Here is an 18166-nt window from a genome sequence, read left to right on the forward strand (position 1 = left end):
CCTCCTCCGCCTTGCCGGACCGGGCGCGGATGAGCCACTCACTGATCGAACGCCCTATCCTCGGGCGCTCTAAGCCCGGACCCGCCGGGATCATCCGTGATGATAGCCGTACGGCCTGATTTACCCTCAGGCACCCCCCGCATCCGACCCGCGGGCGGATGCGGGACTATGCCTTCACAACACGACAGCTACGGACATTGATCGCTTCGCGGAAGGTCGGCAGCCATCGAGGGCGGAGTCGTTTCGCAGATGCGGAGCCGTTTCGAAGATGCAGTTGTGCCGAACGGGCAAAGGAGTAGCGGAAGGTGAACGACGTAAACAGCTCCATGGCTGCGACTCTTCGCGAACAAGAAATCACGTTGCGTGATACCCATAGCGTGCTGGGGAACCCCGGGCGCGCGTCGTTCGATGACGGGTCGTACCGTTCCATTCCACGAACAGCGGTAAGATCCACGGAGTCAGGCGGGAGAGGTCGAGCAATGGCGGACGTATCGGTTCGCTTCGCGATGACGAACGACAGCGAAGTGGTGCTCAACCTGTCGCTGCCGCAGGCGCTGCGCCTGATGGAGGCGATCGCACGCAAGGTCGGTGAGACTCTCACCGAACGCAGCACCCAGAACGTGGGTGGGGTGGGGGGCGTGCCCGCGCCCGCGCCCTCCAACGGCATGCCGAGTCTGGGGCCCTACACCCCGTCCTGAAGCTGTCAGGGGACCACGTGTGTCACCCCAGCTGGTCAGCGTTGCGCGAGGCCCAGCGGACTCGCCCGGCAGGCGCTGACGGAGCGCTCGGCTGACGGCGGCGACCGACGGGCACGCGCGGCCGTGCCGCCGGTCGGGTGGCGGTGAGAGCCGCCGTCACCCGACCGTTTTCGCCTGCCCGCGGACAGCGCCTGTCTTCCGGCTGGCAGGCATCTCGTCCCTTCGGTCGGTGTCCCTTCGATCAGCCCCGCCGCGGTCGCTCGCTGCTCAATGCCCGCGGATGCGATGTCGCGTACACCTCGCGCAGCCGGTCCACCGTGACCAGCGTGTAGATCTGGGTCGTGCTGACTGACGCATGACCCAGCAGTTCCTGCACGACCCGGACGTCCGCCCCGCCGTCGAGCAGATGCGTCGCGAAAGAGTGGCGCAGCACATGTGGTGACACGCCGTCCACTCCGGCCGCGAGTGCCGCGGTCCGCAGCACCGTCCATGCGCTCTGCCGCGACAACCGGGTTCCCCGCCGGGACAGGAACACCGCCGGGGACGCCCGCCGGCTCGCCAGGACCGGTCGGGCCCTGATCAGGTACGCCGACAGGGCTTCCTCGGCGTACCGGCCGAGTGGGACGACTCTGGCCCGGCCGCCCTTGCCCTGCAGACGCACGGACGCCCCGTCCAGATCAAGGTCGTCGACGTCGAGACCCACGGCTTCCGATATCCGCGCTCCCGTGCCGTACAGCAGCTCCAGCAGCGCGACGGCCCGCAGCCGCCGGCCGCTCTCCAGCGGATCGCTGCCCGCCGGGCCGGAGGCCGCGGCGAGCACAGCTGTCACCTGGTCCACCGTGAGTGCTCTGGGCAGCCGGCGTGGCGGGGCCGGCGGGCGTACCGGCTGGGACACGTCACAGGTGACGTCGCCCTCCTGAGCGGCGAAACGATGCAGCGACCGGACCGCGACCAGCATTCTGGCCACCGACGACGCGGCGAGCGGCGGATGCCCCTGCCTGCCTTCGCGCAGCGCGGCCGCGAACTCCGCCACCTCGGACTCGTCAACGTCGTCCAGTGACCGAATCTGGCGGGCGCGCAGATGCTCAAGGTATCGGCGAAGATCACGCCGGTAGGCGAGAACGGAGTTGCGGGCGAGCCCGCGCTCTCCTTCCAGGTGGTCGAGGAAGCGCTGAACCACGGGCCACGGGTCTGCCTGCGCGTTCATCCGCACACCGTCATCCGCGCACCATGCGCACCGTGCGCACCGCCTCGGCGGCACGCACACGGCCACCGGCGCCGCCACGGGCGGCGCTGCCGCCAGGAGCGGCTGTGCCGCCGTCACGAACAGCAGAGCCGTCACGAACAGCAGAGCCGTCACGAACAGCAGAATCGCCGGCCATGCCACCATCCGGTATGTCTGCGCTCACCATCGACGTGAGTGTAGGTGTACGACGGACAACATCCACCGACATCGCGCCGATCGCCCGTGCCCGGGTCGAGCGACCCACCGGCCACGAGTTTCATGGATGCTGTCCATATCGATGATGATTTGAGGCTATTCTCCTGATGGTGCGGAAAGAAAGCGGACAGTTACGATCCGTCTGTCTCCTGTCGACCGCCGCCCTCCTCATCCTGATGAGCGCTGGTTGCGGCGGCAGCGATGCCGCGACCGGCGCCTCGGCTCCACCCAAGGCGCAGGCGCTGGGCGCGGCCGGGACGCGCGGCGCGGCACCGGCGGACGACCGCAATGGGGCCACGGCACCCAGCGCGACGCTGTCCACCCCGGCTTCCTCTGACCCGGCCCAGGCTGCGCTGACCACGGTCGACGCATACTTCGAGGAGATCAACAGGGCCAGTCTGGAAGGACGCGTGGCGGATGTGAGCGCAACGGCCATGCCCGGATGCCAGACCTGTGTACTCGATATCGGGGTTACCCAGAACTTTCACAACCAGGGCGGACACACCGATGTCGGTCCGCTCGCAGTCAGCCCGGTGACCATGGGCCCGGCTGGCGAGAAAGCAATCACCGCGCAGATGACCGTGGCCATCAGGGCGGTTCGGGTACTGGACACGGCTGGTAAGGTCATCCGGACCTATCCAGCGCAACCACCGCGCGCCGCGGCGGCCGTGCTGTGGCTTACCACCGCGGGCTGGCGCATCGAGAACTTCCTGTACTCCAAGGGGCCGTCATGACGGCACATCCGGATCACCGCGCACGGTGCCACCACGGCTCAGGCCCGGCCGGTGGCACCATCAGCCGGCTGTCAGTGGTCATCTGCCTGGTCGCCGCCGTTCTTCTGCCGACGGCCGCCACGGCTCACGCGGCACCGGACCCACAACCCGGTTCCCTCTGCGCGGCCATGTGGGGATACTGCGACACCCGCGCCACCGACAACGGCTACATCTACGCTTTCAGCGGCGGACGGCTGCACAAGGTACCCACAGCCGTCGGGGCCGCCAGACCGGCGGACTCCTGCGCGGACTGCCCTGTCCGTCTCGACTTCTGCAACGTCGGCCCGGAGACAACCGGTTTCGAACAACTGCTCTGGGCCGCTTTCCCGGAAGCCGCGGCGGATACCCACGCGCTGTGCAACCCGCAAGCTATTGCCGCCGCCCCGACACTCGCCCAGGTACAGGCCTCGCTGGTCAACTATCTGCGAGAACAGGCGCTGCCCAGACCCACGCTGGTCGTCCAGCCGAACGGGCGAAGTTTTGCCAACCTGCCCACCGTGCTCTACACGCCGGTGCCGCCGAGCTTCACCTTCAACGTCGACCAGCCGCTGCTGGCCACCATCAGCGCGGTGCCTCACTACCGCTGGGACTTCGGCGACGGGACATTCGGGCCCGACTCGCCCGGCCGCCCGTTCGACCCGGCGATCTCGCCCAGGGAACACCCGGAGGCCTACGTCGCACACGCCTACCGCCAGCCCGGGACCTACCCGATCACGCTGACGGTGACCTGGCAGGGGACGTTCGCGGTACCCGGCGTCGGGCAGGCGTTCCCCCTCGCTCCGGTAACCCTGGCCGCGAACGCCGCCGTTGTCGTGGACGAGGCCAGCGGCGTCCTCACCGGCAACACCTGACCGACAAACACCTGCCTGATCCGACAAGTAGCTGCCAGCCGGCCTGACGCTGCGCAACGCCCGGCGGATGCCCGGTGGGAGCACCGCCGGGCGCGCACAGCCAGCCAACGGGGATCAGAGTCAACCGACGGGATCGGGACGGTCCGGCCAGGGGGCATCCGCCAGACGCAGCCGGGTGAACCCGTGCGCGCGGGCGGTCGCCGCCGCCAGCAGGCCGATAACAGCCATGGCGTTGGTGATCGAACCTTCCAGGACCTGGCTCACGGCCCTGTCAAGATCTATCCGGGTGACTTGCATGTCCGCCTCCTCATGAACGCGGACATGCTGCTCTGACAGGGGAATCGCCGCCAGGTCGCGGGCGAGGAAGAGCCGGTACGCCTCGTTGGTCATGCCCGGCGACGCGAGGACGTCGACCAGCAGGTCCCAACGGCCGGCCGTGAGGTTCGCCTCCTCGGCGAGCTCACGTGCGGCGGCCTCGACCGGCGGTTCCCCGGGCACGTCCAAGATGCCGGCAGGCAGCTCCCACAGCGGCCGGCGGACCGGATGGCGGTACTGATGCACCATCACCACCCGGTCGGCCTCGTCGAGCGCCACCACCCCGACCGCTCCCGGATGCACGACGACATCACGTTGGGAGACACCACCATCCGGCATCCGCACCGCGTCCCGGCGTACCGCGATGATCCGTCCGGTGAAGGCGACCTCGCTCTCGACGACCTCGTAGCGATGCCCGGTCGCGGACCGGTAGGCCACGGCGTGGTCGACGACGTCCGCGGCGGGCTCGTTCGCCGCTACACCACCACCATGCGCAGTCATGACGACACCAGCTCCTCGCCGTTGCGTTCACCAGACGCTCCGCGCCCGTCCAGGGGATCGATCCCGTGAGCTGCCAGGTCAGCCGAAACCTCGACCGGCAGCACTCCGGTGCGCCGTTCCGCATGGGCCACCGCCGCCGCGGCCAACGCCTCGAACAACGGGTGGGCGCGGGTCGGCCGCGACCGGAACTCCGGGTGCGCCTGGGTTCCCACATAGAACGGATTACTGTCGGTCGCAAGTTCGACGACCTCGACAAGCCGCCCATCCGGTGACGTTCCCGAGATCACCAGCCCGGCGGCGACAAGCCGATCACGGTAGTCGTTGTTGACCTCATAGCGATGCCGGTGCCGCTCGCCGGCCTCGGCAACCCCGTACACCCGCCGGGCCAGCGTCCCCGGTGCCAGCACACACGGGTAGAGGCCCAGACGCATGGTGCCGCCCATCTCCCGCTCACCGGCGACCACCGCCCGCTGGTCCGCCATCGTGGAGATCACCGGATGCGGCGTGTCCGGGTCGAACTCGGTCGAGTTCGCTCCCGTGAGCCCCGCCATGTTGCGGGCCGCCTCGATCACCATGCACTGCAGGCCCAGGCACAGCCCAAGCGCCGGGATGGCGTTCGTCCGCGCGTGGCGCAGAGCCTCGATCTTCCCCTCGATCCCGCGGATGCCGAAACCACCCGGTACGAGCACACCGTCCACACCGTCCAGCGCGGACGCGGTGCTCTCCGGCGACGAGCAGGAGTCCGAGGGCACCCAGCGGATCTCCACCCGGGTGTTCACCGCGAATCCGCCCGCACGCAATGCCTCGGTCACCGACAGGTAGGCATCCGGCAGGTCGACGTACTTCCCGACGATCGCGACGGTGACCACCTCGGCCGGGCGGTGGACGCGGTGCAGCAGGGTGTCCCACTCGGTCCAGTCGACATCGCGGAAGGGCAGGCCCAAGCGGCGGACCGCGTAGGCGTCGAGCCCCTCACGGTGCAGCACCTTCGGGATGTCATAGATCGACACCGCGTCCGGCGCGCCGACCACAGCCTCGTCGTCCACGTCACACATCAAAGCGATCTTGTTCTTGAGCGCGGCCGGCAGCGGGCGGTCGGACCGGGCGACCACCGCGTCCGGCTGCAGGCCGATGCTGCGCAACGCGGCCACCGAGTGCTGCGTCGGCTTGGTCTTGAGCTCCCCCGAAGGGGCCAGGTAGGGCACCAGGCTCACGTGCACGGTCAGGACGTTGTCGCGCCCCACCTCGTGGCGGACCTGCCGGATCGCCTCCAGGTAGGGCAACGACTCGATGTCACCGACGGTCCCGCCGACCTCGGTGATGACGACGTCCACCGCGTCGGTCGCGAGCCGGCGGATGCGGTCCTTGATCTCATCGGTGATGTGCGGGACGACCTGCACGGTCTGTCCGAGATAGCCGCCGCGCCGTTCGCGGGCGATCACCTCCGAGTAGACCTGGCCAGTGGTGACGTTGGCGCTGCCGTCGAGGTCGACGTCCAGGAAGCGCTCGTAGTGGCCGATGTCGAGGTCGGTCTCGGCACCGTCGCTGGTGACGAAGACCTCCCCGTGCTGGAACGGGTTCATCGTGCCGGGATCGACGTTGAGGTAGGGATCGAGCTTCTGCATGGTGACCCGGAGGCCACGTGCCTTGAGGAGACGACCGAGGCTGGAGGCGGTAAGCCCCTTACCGAGACTGGAGGCCACGCCTCCGGTCACAAAAATGTGCCTGGTCACGTGCGCCTGCGCCACGCTGAGACCCTTCCGTGGGTATCGCCGGCCGGATCCATACCTGGCCAGTCCACGGGATTTCACGGTAACACCCCCGCCCACGGCCCGCTCACGCGCAGATCCCCGATGCCGGCACCGGCCGGCTCAGACCTCGACCGGCTCAGACCTTGACCGGCTTGACCCGCTGTTGGGGTGGCACGCCCGGCTCGGTGGTGAGCACCGCGAGGTCCTCGGGATCGGACGTCAGCACCAGCACCGGTCGCGGCTGCTCCAGCGCTGTCGCGGCCACGACTGCATCGACGGCGTAGCGGTGGCCGTCGAGCCCGGTCTCGTCGAGGAGTGCCGCGGCGCGCTTGGCGATGTCCTCGGTCACCGCGACGATCCGGATACGGGATGCAGCCCATGCCAGCGCTTCGCGCCGTGGATCATCGGGCCGCCGCACCTCCACCAGCGTAAGCGTGGATGCGATCACCACCGCACCACGAAGCCGTGCGGCTTCGACCCGGCGCACCACGTCGCCATCCCTGTCGGCGAGAAGCGACAGCCCCTGTGAGTCCAGCACCAGGGTGCCGCCGCCGGGAGTGCTCAGTCGGCGTCGGGCCATTCGGCCAGAGCCTCCCGCACCCCGTCGACGTCAAGGGGGCCATGCTCGTGCTCGTAGTCCTCGACGATCTCCTGCAGCTGCCGCATGTGGACCCAATGCGCGAGCGCCTCGGTGGCCGCGGCGGAGAACCCACGCGGCCCGGTACGCGCCTCGACCTCACGGACCAGGTCTTCCGGGAAGGACGTGCTGCGTTTGACCGCACGCCCGGTGAAGGGCGGCTCCGCGGCAGAGGTGACGGCCATGCCGTCATTATTGCTACTTCCAGTAGCAATCGCAAGATCAATTCACTAGAAAACCGTAGAGAAAGTTTGCGACAGGCGACGGGCTCACGCGCGCCTTGCTGGTGGCAGCTATGTCAGGCGCCACGTGGCGTAACTGCGTGCCAGGGTCGCTCGGTTGTGAGCGGCGCGGTTGTCTGACTGAACGGCACGCATGCTCCACAGCCCGGCCACGTAGCAGGCGAAGGCGTTGAGGTCGTCGTCAGTGGCGCCAGCCCAGCAGGTCAGCCTGGACGCCCACTGCTCGGCCTGCTGCGGGGAGTGTCCGGCGCCGATGAGACGGATGACCATGAATGCGGCGTCTACCCAACCGGCGCCTTGTGCCGGCCAGCCCCAGTCGACCACCCAGACCCGGTCCTTTCTGATCATGAACTGGTGGGCATGCAGGTCAGTGTGGTTGACCTCCTCCCCGGCCTGAAGGCCGGGGATTCCCACACCTCGCAGTGCGGGTTCCTGCTTCACCAACAGATGCCTCCTCGCTCTAGGAACGGGGCGGTCTCACTCCGTCTCCACAGGCAGACACCGCGAGCCCCGCGGCCAGAATGTTCTTCGCTGCGTTGACGTCCCGGTCGTGGACAGTGCCACAGGAGCGGCACACCCATTCCCGGATGTTCAGCGGTAGGGATTCGACCTGCGTCCCGCAGGACGAGCAGGTCTTCGATGACGGATACCAGCGGTCGATCGCGATGACCTCGCGGCCGTACCAGCTGGCTTTGTACTCCAGCATGGTCCGCAGGTCCCGCCAGCCCGCATCCGAGATCGCGCGGGCGAGTGAGTGATTCCGGACCATGTTCCGGACCGTGAGATCCTCGATGACCACCGTTTGGTTCTCGCGGATGATCCTCGTGGATAGCTTGTGGAGATGGTCCCGGCGCCGATCGGCGATACGCCCGTAAATCTGGGCGACCTTCAGTCGGGCCTTCGCCCGGTTCGCCGATCCCTTCCCCTTGCGGGCCAGTTCCCGCTGGGCGCGGGCGAGCCTGGCCCGGTCCCGCCGTTCGTGCCGCGGGTTTGTGATCTTCTCCCCGGTCGACAGGGCAGCCAAGCTGGTGATGCCCGCGTCGATCCCCACCCGTCCCGGCGATGGGGGCAGGGTGGTGATGGTGTCCTCGACCAGGATCGAGATGTGGTACTGCCCGCGGGCGTTCCGTGACACTGTGACCTGCGACGGCACCGCACCTTCTGGCAGCGGACGGGACCAGGCGATGGTCAGCGGCTGATCCTGCTTCGCCAGCTTCACCTGGCCGCCGCGATAGGAGAAGCCATTGACCATGTAGGTCGCCGAGTCGGTGATCTTCCCCTTCTTCTTGAAGGTCGGGTACTTCGCCCGCTTCTGCCAGAAGTTCACGTACGCGGTTTGCAGATGGCGCAGCGTCTGCTGGAGCGGCACGTTGGAAACATCGGCGAGCCACTCTGTTCCCGGCTCCTGTTTCCAGCCGGTGAGCATCTTCGCCGTATCCACGTAGGTGACCCGACGCTGTTCGGAAAACCAAGATCGGTGCCGTTCGGCGAGCGCCCGGTTGTAGACGTAGCGGACACAGCCGAAGGTGCTCGCGAGCTGGGCAACCTGATCGGGAGTCGGGTAGAAGCGGTAGCGGTATGCCCGCTTCACCATCTTCAACCCCATGGCTAACACGATAGCATCCCTGCGTGTCAGCTTGACGCTGGAGTTGATGCGCAGACTCCGCCCTGAAGGACGGAGTCTGCGCGCTACGTTTCCCGATCAACCGCGGCGGTACCGCTGCCGCTACGGCAAAAGCCATCCCGGGCGGGTCCGCTGCCTCGAGCCCACCGTGGTGGCGGACCTGGCCGAGGCCACCGTGTGGGAACAGGTCCGGGCGGTCCTCGCCGATCCGGAGTATCTGGCCTCGGTCGCCGGGGACCACGCCGGACTGATCGCCACCCACGGCGGTGGCGACACCGACGCGATCACCAAAGCCGACGGAGAGATCCACCGGCTACAGCAGGCACTCACGACAGGTCCAAGCGGTCCGGGACCTGGCGGCTGTCGCGGCCACCCGGTTGGCGACCGCGACCATGGAGGAGGGCCAGGACCTGTATGCCCTCCTCAGCATCCAGATAAAGATCGTGGACAACCGGCGGGGCGCACCGCTACGGCTCGCCCTGACCAGAACCCTTGATCACACCGAAGCCCTGAACGCGACCGAATCCGCGCACCCACAAGAGCGGGCGCCATACCGCTCCGGGTCCCGGGCACCTGCCTGACGCCGCAAACCCGAAATGGCTGGTCATCGCCGCACCGGCCTGACTGGCTGGGAAGCAATGGGCACGATTACGTCGGCAGGCCGTGCGGGCCGGGCTGGTACGCGACCGCAGCCGGCTCGAACAGGGTCAAACGAGATCAAACTGGCGGCGTCCGGTCAGACCATCCCGAGTCCGGCGGAGGCTCAGCGTCGGGACCATAACCAGGCGCCCAGATCGTCTCGTAGTGCGGGCAGCGATCGACCACCGCACCAGGAAGCTCACCTTTTGCGCCGCCGCTACTTCTCGCGCGGGCACGCGCGGCACCGCGCGCCCGTCGGCACTCCTTGCACTGCACCCGGACCGCTGTGACCATCTGCTCGGGTTCACCCGCCCGCTCGGTAGTCATCGGCTTGCGACCGTGCCCCGACCGTTGCAGCGCAGGCAGGTCATCCGGTCAGCACCAGAGAAACCGCCGTCCCCGTCGGTCTCAACGTGGTCCCGTTCCACCTCTCCGCTGCCCGAACAGCGTGGACAGGTCATCGTGCCGCGGTCGACGGAATGAGACGAGGCGTAGTCCTTCCCACCCCGCTTCGTGCCGCCACTGCCCGACGACGCTCCGCCGCCGCTATTTCCCCGCTTGTTCCAAACCACGACTTCAGAGTAGACAACACTACGTGTCCGGGGAAGTACATGGCGTGCTTCCGTGAGCCCTCAGCCCATTCCCACGACAGCGCCATATCCTCCTCCAATCTGTACAAAACCATCTAAACGGACTAAAAGACGAAAATACTGATACACTCACAGATACAGATCAAACACCCTCTAAGAGAGGGTTTGATCCCGATTTGCGGACCTATAAGCAGTTTTGTCCTCCAGCCCGTCGAGCCGGTTTTGCACAGGTTCGAGGAGGATCACGAGCTTCGCACCCGGCGCGACGGGATGCGAACTGCCGTTTTTGCCCCATCAAATCCTTTTGATCTAGAAGCAGGGTGTTATGCGCGCCACGCCGACGGCGGATCACAGTCCACGTCGCAATAATCGCCGCCGTGGACCCCGCATACCAGGCGAATCAACCTAAATCAAGAGAAGAATATGAACCGATAAAGCGGATATATCGAGATCAAACGCCCTCTAAGACAGTTCTCAGGATGGGCCAGCAGGCTCGGTCGGAAACGGTGCCGGCAGTGCCGCCGGGCCGTCGTCCCTCGACCGCCTGCCGACCGAAAGCGCGGAGCCATGTACCTGAAGATCTTCGGATTGCCCGCCCATCCACTGGTGGTGCACGCCACCGCCGTGCTCGTCCCGCTGGCCGCGCTGGTCGTGGCCGCGGTCGCGCTGTGGCCGGCGCTACACCGGCGCCTCGGGCCGCTGCCGCTCGGGCTCGCGGCCGTTGCGCTCGCACTGGTTCCGCTCACCACATCGACCGGTGATCAGCTTGAGGCGCGGCTGCCGGAATCGCCGCTCATCGCCCGGCACGCGGAACTCGCGGACGGGCTCCTGCCGTGGGTCTTCGGGCTGTTCACCGTCTCGGTGTTCGTGACGTGGCTTGACCGGAGGCTGCGGAAAGCCACCGCGGTGACGGAACAGCTGGCCAGCTCGCCGGCTGTGGCTGTGGCTGTGGCTGTGGACGTGCCAGTCGTTGCCGGCGCGGCGAGCCGGTCGGCCGGGACCGCGGGCACGGCGGCAAGCCAGCCGAGTGGGGAACGGCGTCAGTCCGCCACCGCCACCGCGGCCGCCGCCGGCAATTCGGCCGCGCTGCGGCTCGTGGCCACGCTCCTCGCGGTGGTCGCCGCGACCGGTACGGTCGTACAGGTGGTACGGATCGGCGACGCTGGCGCCAAGGCCGCGTGGTCCGCCGTCCCCGCCGCGCCCCGCCCCGACGCGGACGGCGGATGATCTCATCTGCCTGACCGCCCGACCGCCCGCCCGACGTCAGAGCTACCGCCAGACCGCACGGAGGTCCTGCATCCGGTGAACGCCCCGGCCGGGCACCAGCCCCGGCTGCTCCTCGTCGAAGACGAACGCGCGCTCGCGGGACTGCTTGCGGGGGTCCTCGGGGAGTCCGGCTACGCGGTCGAGCTGGCCACCGACGGCCAGCAGGGGCTGCATCTCGGCCTGACCCGCCGTTACGACGTCGCCATCCTCGACCGGGGCCTGCCCGTGCTTGACGGCATTGACCTGCTCCGGGCGCTACGTCGGCGCGGTGTCGCGGTTCCGGTGCTGGTCCTCACCGCCCGGACCGCCGTCGCCGACCGGGTCCAGGGCCTCGACGCCGGTGCCGAGGACTACCTCGGCAAGCCGTTCGACCTCGACGAGCTCCTCGCTCGGCTGCGGGCGCTGCGCCGTGTCCATCTCGCGGAAGCGGACCTCCTCCCCCTGCCTGATGGTCGCAGCCTGCACGTGGCCGACAGGTCCGTCCGGCTCCCCGATGCCAGCCCGCTGGTGCTGTCCGAACGCGAGTGCGAACTGCTCGCCGTCCTCGCCACCAGGCCAGGGCAGATCTTCGAGCGTGACGAGCTGCGCCGCCGGGTATTCCCGGAAGCCGATCCGTCCGTCGTCGACGTCTACGTCCACTACCTGCGGCGCAAGCTGGGGCGGTCGATCGTGCGCACCATCCGCGGTGTCGGCTACCGGCTCGGGGAACGGGGATGACCCGCATCGGCGGGCCACGGCACTCCCCGCCCGTCGCGTTCCGGGGACGGTGTGCCAGACGGCTCCGGCGCGCGGGTGGCATGAGCGCCGATGACCAGCTGCTGGCGGCGGCCCGCCGCCGGCTCACCGGCCAGGTGGCTCTTGCCGTGTCGGCGGCGATCCTGATGGTCGTGACCGTCGCCTATGTGATCGTCAGCTATGAGCAGCGGCAGGACGTCGACCGCCAGCTGCGCTCGGCCGCGGCCCGCGCCGAGGACGTCGACGATCCCCCGGAGGGCATAACGCTCTTCCTCCGTCAGGCGGACGAACCGCTGCAGGCAAGCCATGGCGCCCCGGCCAACCTCGCGGACCTGGCCTCGATCGATGCGACCGCCCGGGATGGTGTCACCCGGTCCTCCCAGCACCGGCTGGGCCAGGGCGACACCTACAAAATGATCACCGTCCGGCGAGACAGCCTCATCATCCAGACGGCGTTTGATCTCAGTGACCTGAACCGACAGACCGACCGGCTGCTACTCGGCCTCGGCTTCGCGGGCGTCTCGGGGGCCGGTGCGGTCCTGATGGTCAGCATCACGGTCGGGCGTCGTGCGGTCGCGCCGCTACGGGATGCGCTCGGCCGCCAACGCCAGTTCGTCGCCGATGCCGCGCACGAGCTACGGACCCCGCTCACGCTGTTGCACACCCGCGCCCAGGTGTTCGAACGCGCCGCGGGCAAGGCCGGCGTGCCCGCTCTCGCCGCCGAGGCGGGTGAGATCGTCGCGGACAGCCGCCGGCTCGCGGATATCGTCGAGGATCTGCTGGTATCCGCCGAACTCGCGCACAGCCCCGGCCGGCGAACCCCGGTGGATCTCGGCCGGGTCGCGCACGAGGTCGCCGCGACCGCGCAGGCGTATGCCGCCGAACTGGGCGTGACGCTCACCGTCACGGTCGCCGATCTGGCCGCCGGCAGGGCGATGCCGGCTGAGGCAGACCGTCGCGCGGTCGTTCTCGGCGCTGAGCCGGCACTGCGCCGGGCCGTCTCCGCGCTGCTGGACAACGCGCTCGGGCACACCCGAAGCGACGGATCGGTGACCATGACAGTGACTCCGGCGAACCCGAGTGACGTCGTCACCCTGCGAATCACAGATACCGGGCAGGGGCTCGAGCCAACCGCCACTGACGATCTCTTCACCCGCTTCCACCGTGGCCAGCAAGTCGGTGACCGGCGCCGGTTCGGTCTCGGCCTGGCGCTCGTCCAGGAGATCGCGGTGAACCACGGCGGGACGGTCACGGCGGCAGGCGCGGTGGGCCGCGGCGCCACGTTCACGCTCTTCCTCCCGGCGGCCGGGGAGCACGACAGCCCGTCCGCCGCGGCACAGGCCCGCTTCACCGATGGACGCCACTCCCATGCGTGAGAACGGAGAGCGGGTTCCGCGTTACCGCGGCTCCTCGATGACCTTCTTACGGCGTGTTCCGGAGTTCCTCATCCATCGCCGCGCGATGCACGCGCCCCAGCCCCGCGACACCGCGTCCCTGTTGCCGGTCGCTCTTATCGAAAATCTTCTTGTCAGCCGCGGCGTTGGCGAGCAGCTCCTCAGCATGCCCGTGGGCCAGGGCGCTCTCCTCGACGCCCGCGAGCATCCGGGACAGTTCCCGCACCCGGCCGGCATCGTCGAGCGTCACCACTCCGCTGCGGGTCACCGAACCGTCGTCAGCCTTCGTCACCACCAGGTGCCGGTCCGCGAAGGCCGCAACCTGCGGCAGGTGAGTGATACAGATCACCTGATGGGTCCGCGCGAGCCGAGCCAGCCGGCGGCCGACCTCGACCGCGGCACGCCCACCCACCCCGGTGTCGACCTCGTCGAACACCATTGTCGTGGTCGTGTCGGCGGTGGCGAGCACGACCTCGATGGCCAGCATGATCCGAGACAGCTCACCGCCGGAGGCTCCCTTGTGCACCGGGCGTGCCGGTGCGCCCGGATGCGGCACCAGGCGCAGTTCGACCTCGTCAGCCCCGGTCGGCCCATAGGCGACGAGCTGGCCGTCCACGGGTATGCCAGCGGGATCCGCGCGCTGGGAGACAACCGCCTCGACCCGGGCCCTGGGCATCGCCAGCCCCGCAAGCTCGGTGGCCACCGCCGCGGCGAACCTGTCCGCGGCGGCACGGCGAGCCATGCTGATCTCAGTGGCATGCGTGCTGAGGTCAGCCACCAGCCGGTCTCGTTCGGATGCCAGTTCCCCGGCCCGGTCGCCATCGGAGTCGATCTCAAGCAGGCGTCGCCCGGCCTGCTCCGCCCATGCCAGGACCCCCGACAGATCGGTGCCGTGCGCTCGGGCAAGGCCCGCAAGGGCCGCCTTGCGGGCCTGCACGGTGGCAAGGCGGCCAGGATCGGACTCGACGCCGGCCGTGTAGGAGGCGAGGTCCGCGGCGACGTCGGCGAGCAGCATCCCGACTTCGTGCAGGCGGTCAGCCAGATCGGCAAGATCCTGGTCGAGGGACGCCTGCGCGGCGACCAGCCGATGAGCGGCGCCCAGCAGGTCGACGGCGCCCGGCGTATCGTCACCACCGACCGCGGGGTCGCTCACCAGCACCGTGTGCGCGCCGCTGGCGGCCTGCATCAGCGTCTCGGCGTGTTCCAACCGGCGCAGCTCGGTGTCCACCGCCGCGTCCTCGCCGGGATACGGGTCGACTCGTTCGATCTCCGCGAGGCCGCCGCGCAGGATCTCCGCCTCGGCCGACCGCTCCCGGGCCCGTTCGGTGATCTCGGCGAGCAGGCTGGAGACCCTGCGCAATCGCGTGTAGACGGCGGTGTAAGCCACCAGCGGCCGCTCCACCGCGGCACCCGCGAACCGGTCGAGGGCACCGCGCTGCTCACCAGCGCGCAGCAACCGTTGCTGGTCGGACTGGCCGTGCACCGCGATCAGCCCGTCGGTGATCTCGGCGAGGAGACTGGCCGGGACGGACCGACCGCCGATGTGCGCCCGGGAGCGGCCTTCCTCGGTCAAGGTCCGGCCGATGAGCAGGCTGTCGTCGTCGCACTCGCCGCCCGCGTCCCGGACCCGTTCGGCCAGCGGGCTGCCGGCCGGGGTGACCAGCCGTCCGTCGACGAAGGCCCGCCCCGCGCCGGGACGCACCAGACCGGCATCCGCACGCCCGCCGGTGAGAAGCCCGAGCCCCTGGACAATCATGGTCTTGCCAGCGCCGGTCTCACCGCTGACCACGGTGAGACCGGGCGCGAGCTCGAGCACGGCGTCGTCGATGACCCCGAGGCCGCGAATGCGAATTTCCTCGAGCACAGACGTGACTCTATGGCGTGTCCCGTCCTCGGTAACGGGCGCACCCGAGATCCCGGCCTCGGCGACGGGCACCGGCCGCGAAGAAGCATCCACCCGCGTCAGGTCCTCGTCCGCCCCCGCCAGCCCGTCACCGGCAGGTCGAACTTGGCCACCAGCCGGTCGGTGAACGGCCGCGGGTGCACCACGGCGAGCCGTACCGGCCGGCGCCCCCGCGTCACCTCGACCAGGGAGCGCTCCGCGACATCCACCGAGCGCCGCCCGTCGCAGGACAGCACGGCCGGGGTCGAGGGCAGCACCTCGATGGCGACCGACGAGGTGGGAGCCAGCACCAGGGGGCGGGCGAACAGGGCGTGGGCGCTGATCGGCGCGACCAGCAGGGCCTCGACGCCCGGCCACAGGACCGGGCCGCCGACCGAGAACGCGTACGCCGTCGATCCGGTGGGGGTCGAACAGATCATGCCGTCACAGCCCCACCGGGACAGCGGACGGTTGTCGACCTCGACAACGCATTCCAGCATCCGGGACCGATCGACCTTCTCCAGCGACACCTCGTTGAGAGCCCAGCCGCGGTACGTGGGCTCACCGTGGTAGCGAACCGTCACGTCAACGGTCATCCGCTCCTCGACCTGGTAATCCTTGCGGACGACATGGTCGACCGTGGACTCCAGCGCGTCCGGTTCAGCCTCGGCGAGAAAGCCGACATGGCCGAGGTTGACACCGAGCAGCGGGGCGTCGGCGCCGCGCGCAAGCTCCGCGCCGCGCAGCAGGCTGCCGTCCCCGCCGAGAACGAGGACAAGCTCGACCCCGAACGCCGCGGCCCCGTCGGGCGGGACGACATTGGCACAGCGCAGGTCGAGCAGGTCGGCCTCGTCGCGCAGCACCCGCGGCGCGACTCCGGCGGCGACGAACTGATCCAGGACACGCTGGGCGACCTCACGCACCACCGAACGGCGGGGATGGGTCACGACCAGGACTTCCCGGCTCACCCGTGCACCTCTCCGGGCTGACCGGACAGGCCCGGCCCACAGTCACCGCCGCCGGCTGGACCGGCTGGACCGGCCGCGATCGCGGTGGCGATCGCCTCGGTGAGCCACGCCTCGGACATGCTGGGAGCCTCCCCGGCAAGCCACAGCAGGTACTCGACGTTGCCCGCGGGGCCGGGCAGCGGACTCGCGACAACCCCACGGACACCGAGCGACAGCCGTGCCCCAGCCGCGGCCACCTCCCGCACCGCCCACGCGTGCGCAGTCACGTCGCGGACCACCCCACCCGGCCCGAGACCGTCCCGCCCCACTTCGAACTGTGGCTTGACCAGGACGACAAAGTCGGCCTCCGGTCGGGCACAGGCCCGCAGCGCGGGCAGCACCAGCCGCAGCGAGATGAACGACAGATCGGCCACGACCAGGTCGACCAGCCCACCGATTTCCTCGGGGGCGAGGTGGCGGACATTGGTGCGCTCCAGCACCCGGACCCGTCGATCGGTCCGCAACCGCCACGCCAGCTGGCCGTATCCGACGTCCACCGCGACGACCTCGGCCGCACGGTGGCGCAGCAACACGTCCGTGAAACCACCGGTGGACGCCCCGGCATCCAGACAGCGGCGCCCGGTAACCCGCAACGGCGGCTCGTTCCCGGCGAAGGTGGACAGGGCCGCAAGCAGTTTGTGGGCGCCGCGCGAGGCATACCCGGGGTCACTCCCAGAAATGATCACAATAGGCGTGGTGTCATCCACGATCGTCGCGGGTTTGGTGGCCGGCCGCCCGCTCACCCGGACCCGGCCGCCAGTGATCGCTTCACTGGCCTGCTCGCGGGAGCGAACCAGGCCTCGCCGTACGAGCTCGCGGTCCAGCCGCGTCCTGCGGACCATGGCAGCGTGCCTCGGCCCGGTCACGCCCGCGGCCGGCCAGGCTTGGCGGCTGGATCAGGCGGCGTGCTCGCGGGCCCGTCCAGATCCGCGAGTACTCCGTCCAGGAGGCCGTGGACCTCCTCGAAGACAGCGACGTGAGCCGACACGGGCAGCGTGGGCAGGCGGTCCATCCGCGCAAGCGCGTCACGGACGTCATCCGGAACGTCATCACTCATGAGGCGGCGTCCATAGCGAGCATCGCAGGAAGCGCCAGCGACCGAGGAGCGCAGCGGCGGACGCCGCCGGGGTGCACAGTCATGAGGGGTTCCTCTTCCATGACAGCGACGGCAGGACCGTCACCCCGCGGCACGCCGCTGTCGTCCGAACCAGGATGCCTGGATCCCGCTCGCGGTGGCGACGGTTACCCGAGGTACACCGGACGAGCCGTGTCGAACACATCGCCATCGGCAGACCAGGCGCTAGGCTCTCCGTGATAGCCCATCCCTACCATCGTTACCGCCTCGTCACTGTGTACGAGAGCCGCCCGCCGGTGGCAGTGTCCGGTCACGGGCGGCGACCGCAAAGGTCATGCGGAACACCGCAGCTCCGAGACACAGCCCGGCGGACCGGCGGAAGGAGGAGCTGGCCGGCATGGCGACCAGGCAGCAGTGTTCGGCGGCGTTGCGCATGCTGGCGGATCAGCTCAACAATCTGGTGAACGACCGCACGCGCGAGCTGGCTCCCGACCGTACCATCATGTGCCGGATACCCGATCTCGGGACGAGCTTCTCCGCGGAACTGCGCGACGGCAACGTCCTCGACATCAACGAGGGCGAATGCGAGACGGCCCAGGTGACGTTCACGGTGAACAGTGACGACCTCATCGCCGTCACCGAGGGAAGCCTGCGGTTCGGCTCGGCGTGGTCCAGCGGCCGGCTGAAGGTGGACGCCAGCCTGCGAGACCTGCTGCGGATGCGTTCCCTGCTTTAGAGCGCCCGG

Annotated in this window: 19 protein-coding genes; 8 read left to right on the forward strand and 11 right to left on the reverse strand. The window is 69.1% G+C overall.

Annotation, left to right across the window (positions count from 1 at the left end; translation table 11 throughout):
* Positions 1-479 precede the first annotated feature (479 nt).
* Positions 480-698 carry a hypothetical protein gene (locus MJ797_RS16665; RefSeq protein ID WP_239310148.1) on the forward strand — a complete coding sequence of 73 codons (219 nt, stop codon included), beginning with the start codon at positions 480-482 and terminating at the stop codon, positions 696-698.
* 241 nt (positions 699-939) lie between these two features.
* On the opposite strand, the gene MJ797_RS16670 is transcribed toward MJ797_RS16665, so the two are convergent.
* A complete protein-coding gene (locus tag MJ797_RS16670; protein ID WP_239335903.1) occupies positions 940-1905 on the reverse strand; it encodes a site-specific tyrosine recombinase XerD in 966 nt (321 codons plus the stop codon).
* 341 nt (positions 1906-2246) lie between these two features.
* On the opposite strand from MJ797_RS16670, the gene MJ797_RS16675 reads away from it, so the two are divergent.
* Positions 2247-2873, forward strand: coding sequence for a hypothetical protein (locus MJ797_RS16675; protein WP_239335857.1), 627 nt, complete (start codon positions 2247-2249; stop codon positions 2871-2873).
* Positions 2870-3763 (forward strand): PKD domain-containing protein, encoded by an 894-nt coding sequence (locus MJ797_RS16680; protein ID WP_239335859.1) that lies wholly within the window; start codon positions 2870-2872, stop codon positions 3761-3763. The genes MJ797_RS16675 and MJ797_RS16680 overlap by 4 nt, the downstream gene beginning before the upstream one ends.
* 120 nt (positions 3764-3883) lie before the next feature.
* On the opposite strand, the gene MJ797_RS16685 is transcribed toward MJ797_RS16680, so the two are convergent.
* The 6 genes from MJ797_RS16685 to MJ797_RS16710 all read right to left on the reverse strand — a co-directional run bounded on the left by MJ797_RS16685 (position 3884) and on the right by MJ797_RS16710 (position 8803).
* Positions 3884-4579 (reverse strand): NUDIX domain-containing protein, encoded by a 696-nt coding sequence (locus MJ797_RS16685; RefSeq protein WP_239335861.1) that lies wholly within the window; start codon positions 4577-4579, stop codon positions 3884-3886.
* A complete protein-coding gene (locus MJ797_RS16690; protein WP_305039730.1) occupies positions 4576-6327 on the reverse strand; it encodes a CTP synthase in 1752 nt (583 codons plus the stop codon). Before MJ797_RS16690 ends, MJ797_RS16685 begins: the two co-directional genes overlap by 4 nt.
* A gap of 139 nt (positions 6328-6466) precedes the next feature.
* Positions 6467-6910: a PIN domain-containing protein gene (locus tag MJ797_RS16695; protein ID WP_239310143.1), complete on the reverse strand. Its 444-nt coding sequence runs from the start codon at positions 6908-6910 to the stop codon at positions 6467-6469.
* Entirely contained in the window at positions 6892-7152 is a 261-nt protein-coding gene (locus MJ797_RS16700) for a hypothetical protein (protein ID WP_239310142.1), read from the reverse strand. The genes MJ797_RS16695 and MJ797_RS16700 overlap by 19 nt, the downstream gene beginning before the upstream one ends.
* Before the next feature lie 108 nt (positions 7153-7260).
* Entirely contained in the window at positions 7261-7650 is a 390-nt protein-coding gene (locus tag MJ797_RS16705; protein WP_239335863.1) for a hypothetical protein, read from the reverse strand.
* A gap of 19 nt (positions 7651-7669) precedes the next feature.
* Positions 7670-8803 (reverse strand): RNA-guided endonuclease InsQ/TnpB family protein, encoded by a 1134-nt coding sequence (locus MJ797_RS16710; protein WP_374582416.1) that lies wholly within the window; start codon positions 8801-8803, stop codon positions 7670-7672.
* Positions 8804-9099: 296 nt separating this feature from the next.
* Here MJ797_RS16710 and MJ797_RS16715 point away from each other — a divergent pair, with 296 nt between their 5' ends.
* From MJ797_RS16715 to MJ797_RS16730, 4 genes are all read left to right on the forward strand, one after another.
* Positions 9100-9414, forward strand: a complete 315-nt coding sequence (locus MJ797_RS16715) for a hypothetical protein (protein WP_239335867.1) — start codon at positions 9100-9102, stop codon at positions 9412-9414.
* Between the two features lie 1215 nt (positions 9415-10629).
* Positions 10630-11289, forward strand: a complete 660-nt coding sequence (locus MJ797_RS16720) for a DUF2231 domain-containing protein (RefSeq protein WP_239335869.1) — start codon at positions 10630-10632, stop codon at positions 11287-11289.
* A 75-nt stretch (positions 11290-11364) separates the two neighbouring features.
* The gene (locus MJ797_RS16725) at positions 11365-12045 is read left to right on the forward strand and encodes a response regulator transcription factor (RefSeq protein WP_239335871.1); all 681 of its coding nucleotides are present in this window, start codon (positions 11365-11367) and stop codon (positions 12043-12045) included.
* Positions 12046-12125: 80 nt separating this feature from the next.
* Positions 12126-13439: a cell wall metabolism sensor histidine kinase WalK gene (locus MJ797_RS16730; RefSeq protein WP_239335872.1), complete on the forward strand. Its 1314-nt coding sequence runs from the start codon at positions 12126-12128 to the stop codon at positions 13437-13439.
* 46 nt (positions 13440-13485) lie between these two features.
* On the opposite strand, the gene recN is transcribed toward MJ797_RS16730, so the two are convergent.
* The 4 genes from recN to MJ797_RS16750 form a co-directional block, all read right to left on the reverse strand.
* A complete protein-coding gene (gene recN, locus MJ797_RS16735) occupies positions 13486-15321 on the reverse strand; it encodes a DNA repair protein RecN (protein ID WP_239335907.1) in 1836 nt (611 codons plus the stop codon).
* 98 nt (positions 15322-15419) lie between these two features.
* Positions 15420-16307 (reverse strand): NAD kinase, encoded by an 888-nt coding sequence (locus MJ797_RS16740; protein WP_239335873.1) that lies wholly within the window; start codon positions 16305-16307, stop codon positions 15420-15422.
* Positions 16304-17188: a TlyA family RNA methyltransferase gene (locus tag MJ797_RS16745; protein WP_239335876.1), complete on the reverse strand. Its 885-nt coding sequence runs from the start codon at positions 17186-17188 to the stop codon at positions 16304-16306. The genes MJ797_RS16740 and MJ797_RS16745 overlap by 4 nt, the downstream gene beginning before the upstream one ends.
* Positions 17189-17208: 20 nt before the next feature.
* Positions 17209-17403, reverse strand: coding sequence for a hypothetical protein (locus MJ797_RS16750; protein WP_239335878.1), 195 nt, complete (start codon positions 17401-17403; stop codon positions 17209-17211).
* Positions 17404-17818: 415 nt separating this feature from the next.
* Between MJ797_RS16750 and MJ797_RS16755 the strand changes: the two genes are divergently transcribed.
* Positions 17819-18157, forward strand: coding sequence for an SCP2 sterol-binding domain-containing protein (locus tag MJ797_RS16755; protein ID WP_239312127.1), 339 nt, complete (start codon positions 17819-17821; stop codon positions 18155-18157).
* Positions 18158-18166: the final 9 nt, after the last annotated feature.

Source organism: Protofrankia sp. CiP3, assembly GCF_917627345.1.
Taxonomy (GTDB): Bacteria; Actinomycetota; Actinomycetes; order Frankiales; family Frankiaceae; genus Protofrankia.